At 50.3% G+C, this 8,274-nt stretch carries 7 protein-coding genes; all 7 read left to right on the top strand.

Features of this window, described 5'->3' with window-relative positions:
• A partial coding sequence (locus VIM87_RS24760) for a hypothetical protein (protein ID WP_331999586.1) occupies positions 1–283 on the top strand: 283 nt, incomplete at its 5' end.
• Between the two features lie 148 nt (positions 284–431).
• The gene (locus VIM87_RS24755; RefSeq protein WP_331999585.1) at positions 432–1,601 is read left to right on the top strand and encodes a glycosyltransferase; all 1,170 of its coding nucleotides are present in this window, start codon (positions 432–434) and stop codon (positions 1,599–1,601) included.
• On the top strand, positions 1,598–3,775 hold the full coding sequence (locus VIM87_RS24750) for a bi-domain-containing oxidoreductase (RefSeq protein ID WP_331999584.1): 2,178 nt from the start codon (positions 1,598–1,600) through the stop codon (positions 3,773–3,775). Before VIM87_RS24755 ends, VIM87_RS24750 begins: the two co-directional genes overlap by 4 nt.
• Before the next feature lie 13 nt (positions 3,776–3,788).
• Entirely contained in the window at positions 3,789–4,907 is a 1,119-nt protein-coding gene (gene wecB / locus VIM87_RS24745) for a non-hydrolyzing UDP-N-acetylglucosamine 2-epimerase (protein ID WP_331999583.1), read from the top strand.
• Positions 4,904–6,799 (top strand): alginate lyase family protein, encoded by a 1,896-nt coding sequence (locus VIM87_RS24740; RefSeq protein WP_331999582.1) that lies wholly within the window; start codon positions 4,904–4,906, stop codon positions 6,797–6,799. The genes wecB and VIM87_RS24740 overlap by 4 nt, the downstream gene beginning before the upstream one ends.
• Positions 6,796–8,052: a glycosyltransferase family 4 protein gene (locus VIM87_RS24735; protein ID WP_331999581.1), complete on the top strand. Its 1,257-nt coding sequence runs from the start codon at positions 6,796–6,798 to the stop codon at positions 8,050–8,052. The genes VIM87_RS24740 and VIM87_RS24735 overlap by 4 nt, the downstream gene beginning before the upstream one ends.
• Positions 8,039–8,274, top strand: a 236-nt coding sequence (locus VIM87_RS24730) for a sugar transferase (RefSeq protein WP_331999580.1), incomplete at its 3' end; no start/stop codon positions are given. The genes VIM87_RS24735 and VIM87_RS24730, both read left to right, overlap by 14 nt.

Raw genomic sequence — 8,274 nt, 5'->3', positions numbered from 1 at the left:
TGAATTTAGGTCAAGCATAGAACCGGCTTTGGTTAAAGGTACTGCAGCCGCCCCCGCAGCCCGGTCCTTTGATAATGGAGCAGCAGGGAAAGCACAGGCAGCAGATAAACGGTTAAATATAGAGGTACATAAAAACGGAGCGGTTATGTTTAGTAATTGCGATTTTGGCCCCACTTTTTTCAGCCCTAAGTTAAAAGCCGCTAATGATGGAAATGAAACTTCCCGTTATAACGACATTCAGAAAAAGTTGAATGACATCCGTGCAAACACTCAGAATAAGTAATGGTATCTGATGCCACGATTAAAAATATAAACTAATACCTGACAGCAAAACAATCTTATACCTCATGAGCTTAAATTATTAGTGCTGCAATTTTTTAAATGCTGAACGGTTTCACAGATGCTATAGCTTATTAAATAAAAACGGTCAAATGAAAGTGGTGATCAATGCTTCAACAGTGCGTATTGGTGGCGGGCTGCAGGCCACGCACTCCTTTTTAAGCGAGTGCAGGGTGCTGAGCGGCAATACTTTTCATGTGTTCCTGTCGGCAAAAATGTCGGCGCTGATAGACCGTTCCCTGTACCCGGGAAATTTTATGTTCTATGACATAAAGGCCAGTTCAGCATCTATGCAGGGCCGCCGCCAGCTGCGCAGGGAATTGTCGGCCCTGGAGCGCCGCATCCGGCCGGATGTAGTGTTCACCATTTTTGGTCCGCCCTACTGGCGGCCGCAGGCCAGGCATATCTGTGGGTTTGCCAAAGCGCAGTACCTCTACAAAGATTCACCCTTCTTCAAAATAATAACACTGAAGCAATCGCTATTATTGAAATTAAAAGAGCGCTTTCATATCAGCAGCTTTAAGAACGATTGTGATGTGCTGGTGGTGGAAACAGAAGATGTACAAAAGCTGCTGATGCAGCGGCTGCCCGGAAAACCGGTGCATACGGTAAGCAATACCTGCCACCAGGTGTTTGATGATGAAAGTAAATGGTCTTATGCCGTAAGGCTGCCTGCATCCGATGCATTTACACTGTTAACCGTATCAGCCTACTATATTCATAAGAACCTTTCCATTATACCCGCGGTTATTGAATACCTGGTAAAGCAGTACCCGGGTTTTGCATTCCGCTTTGTGCTCACCTTTAATGCGCAGCAGCTGCCGGGCGTTACTGCCATGCATTTGCCGTATCTGCATTTTACAGGTAAGGTGGATATTGCCGATTGCCCCGCATTATACCGGCAGGCAGATGCTATGTTCCTGCCCACCTTACTGGAATGTTTTTCTGTTTCCTATGCAGAAGCCATGAAAATGGACCGCATGGTGCTCACCTCCGACCTGTCATTTGCCAGGAACATTTGCAGGGATGCTGCCTTGTACTTTGATCCCTTATCCCCCCAAAGTATAGGAGATACTATTTATAAAGCAGCTACTGACGCGCAGTTGAAGGAGCAGCTGCTGCATAACGGGCGGCAGCGCTTACACCAATTCTTATCAGCAAAAGAGCGGGCAGCCGCCTACCTGAAAATAATAGAAGAATGCCATGAAACCGGGCATGAGGGATCTTTCTACATACAAGAGAAGATAAATATTAACGGATGAAACAGCTTATTCAATCGTTTAAAACAGGCGCCACCATCCTGGAAGAAGTACCCGCGCCGCAGGTGAGCAGGGGCAGCATCCTTATTCAAACCACCCGCAGCCTGGTATCCCTGGGTACAGAGCGTATGCTGGTAGAATTTGGCAAAGCCAACCTGGTGCAAAAGGCCCGGCAGCAGCCGGATAAAGTACGGCAGGTGCTGGATAAAATTAAAACAGATGGATTAATGCCCACACTCGAAGCTGTTTTTAATAAGCTGGAACAGCCCTTACCGCTGGGGTATTGTAATGTAGGTAATGTAATAGCAGTAGGGGAAGGGGTAAGCGAATTTAAGATAGGCGACCGTGTAGCCTCCAACGGGCCGCATGCGGAGTTTGTATGTGTGCCTAAACACCTGGCTGCCCTGGTGCCGGATAATGTAACGGATGAAGCAGCGGCATTTACCGTAATAGGCGCCATTGGGCTGCAGGGCATACGCCTTTGTAACCCCACCTTTGGGGAAACCATTGTAGTAATAGGTTTGGGCCTGATAGGATTACTGACCGCGCAATTATTACAGGCTAATGGCTGCCGCGTGATCGGGGTGGACCTTGACCCGGCAAAAATAGCCCTGGCCCGGCAGCAGGGAATTACCGGCATTAACCCGGCAGAAGGTACGGATGTAGTTAAATATGTAACCACCCTCACCAACGGTACCGGCGCAGATGGTGTTATAATCACCGCCTCTGCAAAGTCAGATGAGATCATTACACAGGCCGCGCACATGAGCCGTAAACGCGGCCGTATTATACTGGTAGGCGTAGTGGGCCTGCAGATAAACCGTGCAGCCTTTTATGAAAAAGAGCTCAGCTTCCAGGTGTCCTGCTCCTATGGCCCCGGCAGGTATGATGAACAGTATGAGCAAAAAGGCTACGATTATCCGTTACCGTTTGTACGGTGGACGGAGCAGCGCAACTTTGAAGCCGTGCTGCAGGCCATGGCCGCCGGCCACCTGCAGGTATTGCCCTTAATTACGGAACGTGTGCCGCTGCAGAACTACCAGGAGATCTATGCACACATCGGGCAAAGCCGTTCTATAGCGTCTGTACTTATTTATCCTCTTAATACCGCACACCGGCCATCCGTACAAATAATGCCTGTTGCTTCATTTGCAGGTGCAAATGGGGTAATGGGCATTATAGGAGCCGGTAACTTTACTAAAATGACGTTGCTGCCTGCTTTACAAAAAGCCGGCGCCCGCATTAAATACATTGCCAGCAACAGCGGCGTTACCGGCACCACGCTGGCCCATAAACACCATATTCCCATCAGCACTACCCACCACCAGGAAATACTGACCGATCCGGAAGTAGATGCAGTGCTGATCACCACCCGGCATAATACCCACGCCGCAATGGTATTGCAGGCCATGCAGGCAGGCAAGCATGTGTTTGTAGAAAAACCTTTGGCCCTGAACCGGGACGAGCTGGAAGCCATACAGCAGGCGTATGATGGCAGTGTAACCCTTACCGTAGGGTTTAACCGTCGGCACTCGCCCCATGCTCAAAAGGTTAAGCAGCTGGTAGGCGATGCGCCTATGAATGTAATTGCCACCATGAATGCCGGCTTTATACCATTGAATGTATGGGTGCACGACAGCAAAACAGGTGGCGGGCGTATTATTGGAGAAGCCTGCCATTTTATTGACCTCATCACCTATTTAACCGGCAGCAGGGTAACCGCGGTATGTATGAATGCCATGGGCAGCCAGCCCACTGCGCAAACGGATAATGCCAGCATCCTGTTAAAGTATGAGAACGGTTCCACAGGGGTGATCAACTATTTCTCCAACGGCTCCAAAGCTTATGCAAAAGAAAGAATAGAAGTATATACGCAGGAGCGTACCGCCATCATAGACAACTTCCGCATTACCCGTGCATACGGCTTTAAAGGATTTTCAAAATTAAGAACACCGCTGAATAAAGGCCATGCCAACCAATGCCGGCTGTTCAATGAACGCATCTGTAAAGGAGGTGCGGCGCTTATACCATTTGACGAAATAGTAAATACCACCCTGGCCAGTTTTGCCGCCATAGAAAGTATGCAGCAGGGCAAATGGATCTTCCTGCAGGAACAGGAGCAGGCGCAGCCTGAGCTGCAGCCGCAGCCGGTATTAAACCATATTGATGTAATATAAAATGTTTGTGTATATGCAGATCACCATTATTGCAGGGGCGCGGCCCAATTTTATGAAGATAGCCCCGGTTATTGCCGCCCTTCACAACAAACAACAACAGGGATATAACATCAGCTACCGGCTGGTGCACACCGGTCAGCATTATGATGCCAACATGAGCCAGTCTTTCTTTGAGCAGCTGGGCATACCGGAGCCGCATGCCAACCTGGAAGCCGGCGGCGGCACGCAGGCCGAGCAAACTGCCAACATTATGGTACGTTTTGAAAAGGAGCTGATGGCGCATCCCAGCAGCCTGGTATTGGTGGTAGGCGATGTTACTTCCACACTTGCATGCTCCATCGTAGCAAAAAAAATGCAGGTAAAAGTAGCGCATGTGGAAGCGGGCATCCGCTCCGGTGACATTACCATGCCGGAAGAAATAAACCGCATGGTAACCGATGCTATTGCAGATTATTTTTTCACTACCTCGGAAATAGCCAATGAAAACCTGCGCCGGGAAGGTAAAACAGCGGAGCAGCTGTTCTTTGTAGGCAATACCATGATAGATACCTTGCTGAAGAACCGGTCACGCTTTTATGCGCCCCCGGTTTGGGAGCAGGCCGGCTTACAACCGCAGCAATACCTGGTAATGACCCTGCACCGCCCGGCTAATGTAGATGAAGAAGATCACCTGGCAATACTGATCAATGAAATTATGCATAACAGCCGGCAGCTGCCGGTAATATTCCCGGTACACCCGCGTACGGCCAAGCAGCTGGAACGTATAGCGCTGGCGCATCCCAATTTATATTTCACCACGCCTTTGGGCTACCTGGAATTTAATTACCTGGTAGCGCATGCAAAAGCAGTGATCACTGATTCCGGCGGCATTACAGAAGAAACAACGGTAATGGGCGTGCCCTGCATGACCCTGCGGGATAGTACGGAAAGGCCGGAAACCTGTACAGTAGGCACCAATGTATTGTTAGGCACAGATCCTGCTGCACTGGGCCCGGCTATGGAGCTGCTGTTTGCCGGTAAATGGAAGCAGGGAGGCATACCGCCTTTGTGGGACGGGCATACGGCAGAACGTATTGCAGATGCGCTGGTAGCGCTGCTCAGCATACAAACCCAACCTGCACAGCTGGCATGAGCACATTGCACACATTACGCAAAGGGCTGCACGTAGCGCGTAACATGGGCTGGCGTTACATTGCCTTTCGCTCAGCTTACGAGCTGCAGCGTAAAAGCGGCTGGCTTAAAAAACGCTTTCCGCAGGCGCCCCCTTTTCAGCAATATCTTTCGCTGGAAGAATGGAAGGCGCAGCCGGTACAATTCTTTTTTCAAAGCCGGGAGCAGATCACCTTTCCCCGGCAGCCGCAGCCTGCGCTGCAGGAGCGTTACCGGCAGCTGCGGAACGGCCAGCTCTCTTTTTTCAGCGGCCCGCTGCGTAACGTGGGCGCTGCACCTAACTGGCTGCAGAACCCCGATTCGGGACATGTTTACGACGGCAGCCGGCACTGGACCATTGTGAACGATTACTCCAGCGAAGCAGGGGATATTAAGTTTGTATGGGAAAAGGCGCGCTTTGCCTACCTGTATGATGTTATCCGCTACGACTATCATTTCGGGGAAGATTGTGCCGCCTATGCGCTGGAAGAAATACTTTCCTGGATCAATGTAAATAAGGTGAATTGCGGCCCGCATTACAAGTGCAGCCAGGAAATAAGCCTGCGGGTGCTTAACTGGACCTTTGCGCTGTTCTATTACCGCAACTCACCCGCATTAACCCCGGCTGTTTTTGATAAGATCCAGTATGCCATTTACTGGCAACTGCATCATGTATACAACAACATACATTTTTCGCGCATAGCAGTACGCAATAATCATGCGCTTACAGAAACCCTGGCCCTGTACCTGGGCGGCCTGCTGTATCCATCCTTACCCGGCGCAGCCCAATGGAAGGCCGCCGGCAGGCAGTGGTTTGAGCAGGAGATGGCTTACCAGGTATACAGCGATGGCACCTTTCTGCAATTTTCCATGAACTACAACCGCGTAGTGATACAGCTGCTTACCTGGGCCTTACAGCTGGCTGCATTAAACGGCGAAACATGGAGCAGCCGGGTAAGGGGGCAGGCAAGCCGCTCACTGCAGTTCCTGCGTATATGCATGAACGATAGCAATGGCTGGCTGCCTAATTACGGCGCTAATGACGGCGCGCTGTTCTTTCGCCTGAATGAGCAGCATTACCGCGACTACCGCCCCCAGCTGCAGGCGCTGGCAGCCATCCTGGAGCAGGATGCAGGCTTTACAGATACTTATGAAGATGTGCATTGGTATGGGAAAGCGCCCGCTGCACAGCAAATACCGGTATTACGCCCAGGCAATGCCTGCTACCGGTTCCCGGCCGGCGGGTATTATATATGCCGGGAGCCGGATACACTTACTTTTTTAAGATGCGGTGTGCATAAAGACCGCCCTTCGCAGGCCGATAACCTGCACCTGGACATCTGGCACCAGGGTGAAAATATATTGCTGGATGCTGGCAGCTATAAGTACAATACAGATGAAGATACCCTGCGGTATTTTATGGGCACCGCCTCACATAACACCGTAATGCTGGATAACTACGACCAGATGGAAAAAGGCCCCCGCTTTATCTGGTACAACTGGACGCAGTGCGAGCATGCCGTTTTATACGAATCAACGTATGAATACATCTGGGAAGGCCTCATAACAGCCTTTCACCACGTAGGAAAAGGCATACAGCATTACCGCCGCGTATGCAAGCAAAAAGGCAGCCCCGTATGGATCATTGAGGATGAAGTACGGCGCAAGCCCGCTGCTTTACAAATGCATCAGCGCTGGCATACCCTTTCACCACAACGTTTGCAATGGCGGGCGCACGATGGTGCAGGGAATATACTGCTTCCACAGCAGCAAACCGGCCGCCATGCCGCCTTATATGGCATCATGGAAGAAAGCAGCGAGATTGTATTTACAACTCCGCATAATAAGATCATCACTGAAATAACGGTACTATGAATATTCTTTTGGTACACCAGTATTTTCTGGAAGAAGACGATGCAGGCGGTTCCCGCTGGAATGAGATCACCCGCTCCTGGACAGCAGCCGGCCATTCGGTAACCGTGCTTGCAGGTATGATACACGCCAATGCATCGGAAAAAAGAGCAGAGTACAAAGGCCGGTATTTTAAACAAAAACAGCAGGGCGCTGTAACCGTATGGCGCTGTCATGTATCGGAATCATACAACAAAAATTTTATAGGCCGCTTATGGGGTTACTTTTCTTTTATGTTCGCTTCCCTGTGGGCCGGCCTGTTTAAAGTAAGCGGTAAGTATGATGTAGTGATCGTAACCTCGCCCCCGTTGTTCGTAGGGTTTTCCGGTTACCTTATTTCCCGTTTAAAACGCCTGCCGCTGGTGTTTGAGGTACGGGACCTGTGGCCGGAATCGGCTATAGATACCGGGGTGCTGAAGAACCGTTTTATTATACGGCTGGCCTATTGGTTTGAAAAATTCATTTACCGTAAGGCCGTACTTATTAATGTATTAACACCAGCCTTTTATAATACCCTGCGTGATCAGAAGCAGGTGCCGGAAAACAAGCTGATATTTATTCCCAACGCCGCTGATTTCTCTTTATCAGATCAGCTGCTGCACACCTTTGACCCCGTGCGTTTTCGCCGTATGCGCGGGCTGGAGGATCGTTTTGTGATCACCTATGTAGGCGCGCATGGCGTGGCCAACCACCTGGAGCAGGTGCTGGATGCCGGCAAGCTGCTGGAAGATACGCCCGTGCTTTTTCAGCTTATAGGGCAGGGAATGGAAAAGAACCGCCTGCAGCAGCTGGCTAAAGAACGCCAGGTAACGAATGTGGTGTTCCTGGACCCGGTGCCCAAGCAGGAAGTTTTTAAATATATACTGTCGTCAGATATGGGGGCTTCTGTGTTAAAGAAGGTAGATACTTTTAAAACAGTATACTCCAACAAAACATTTGACTATATGGCCTGCAAAAAGCCCATACTCATGGCCATTGACGGCGTTTCGCGCGAGCTGGTGGAAACCGCTGCCGCCGGCTGTTACGTGGAGCCGGAAAACGCGGCGGAGTATAACCGCATCATCCGCCAGTACATGAATGATCCGGCACGTTTGGAGCAGGAAGGCGAAAATGGTTTCCGGTATGCCAAAGCCAATTTTGACCGGCAGGTGCTGGCATTGCGCTACCTGGATCATATACAGCAAAAAGTAATGATCCCTGAAAATGCCTGGGTATAAGCATCATATAAAATCCCTGCTGGACAGGATAGCAGCTTTTATACTGCTGTTGCTGCTGCTGCCTCTTGGGCTGCTGCTGGTGCTGTTATTGGGAATAGCCAATAACGGGCACCCGTTCTTTCTGCAACAACGGCCAGGGCTATACGGAAAAATATTCTGCATCATTAAGTTCCGCACTATGAATAACAAGCGGGATGCTGATGGCAGCCTGCTGCCGGATGC

The sequence above is a fragment of the Chitinophaga sp. genome, assembly GCF_036569125.1.
GTDB lineage: Bacteria > Bacteroidota > Bacteroidia > Chitinophagales > Chitinophagaceae > Chitinophaga.
This window is presented reverse-complemented; position numbering and strand designations above follow the sequence as displayed.